Consider the following 686-nt stretch of genomic DNA (forward strand, 5'->3'; position numbering starts at 1 on the left):
CGAAAGTTTCGCAAAATTTTATTTAAGGTAAGAAAAGAACTTGAAAAAGAGCCACAGTAGCTATAATTAATGCATGAAATCTGTTGGGATTAGAGATCTTAAAAATAACCTAAGTAAATATCTGCACTTGGTAAAAGCTGGGGAAACAATCGTTATTACAGAACATGAGCAAGTAATAGCGGAAATTAAAAAGCCGTCTGAATTTATAGAAGACTCAAAGAAACGCTTATACCTATATTTAGAAGAGCAGAATCGCATAGGAAAAATCAGACTTGCTAAAAGAAATAAGTCTCAAATTGATTCAATCGTTAAAAAACATACTAAGAAAATGCCAAAAATAGATTGGGAAACTATACACAAAGATTCTCGCGCTGATCGTATCTGAGATGATAGTCTATATAGATTCAAGTGTTTTATTATCGATCATTTTTCAAGAACCTACTTTAGATAAATCGATTTCAATATGGAAAGCTTCTGAACTCAGGGTAAGCTCGATACTATTGGAAGCAGAATGTAAAATTAGTATTAAAAGAGCTTACTTTCATAATAAAAAGAAACTTGGCGTTGGTTGGAAAACGGAAAAATTAACTGAACTCGACAAGCTACTTGAGGAGATAAATCTTAAAAATTTAGATTCTTCTACAATGGAAAATCTGAATAACGAAGAAATACTTTCCGGTTGCCGG

General features: G+C 32.1%; 2 protein-coding genes. Both read left to right on the plus strand.

Features of this window, described 5'->3' with window-relative positions; translation table 11 throughout:
• The first annotated feature begins 73 nt into the window (after positions 1-73).
• A complete protein-coding gene (locus JWG44_RS15780) occupies positions 74-385 on the plus strand; it encodes a type II toxin-antitoxin system Phd/YefM family antitoxin (protein ID WP_205275972.1) in 312 nt (103 codons plus the stop codon).
• Position 386: 1 nt separating this feature from the next.
• On the plus strand, positions 387-686 hold a 300-nt coding region (locus tag JWG44_RS15785; protein ID WP_205275973.1), incomplete at its 3' end, for a PIN domain-containing protein.

The sequence above is a fragment of the Leptospira ainazelensis genome, assembly GCF_016918785.1.
GTDB classification, from domain to species: Bacteria; Spirochaetota; Leptospiria; order Leptospirales; family Leptospiraceae; genus Leptospira; species Leptospira ainazelensis.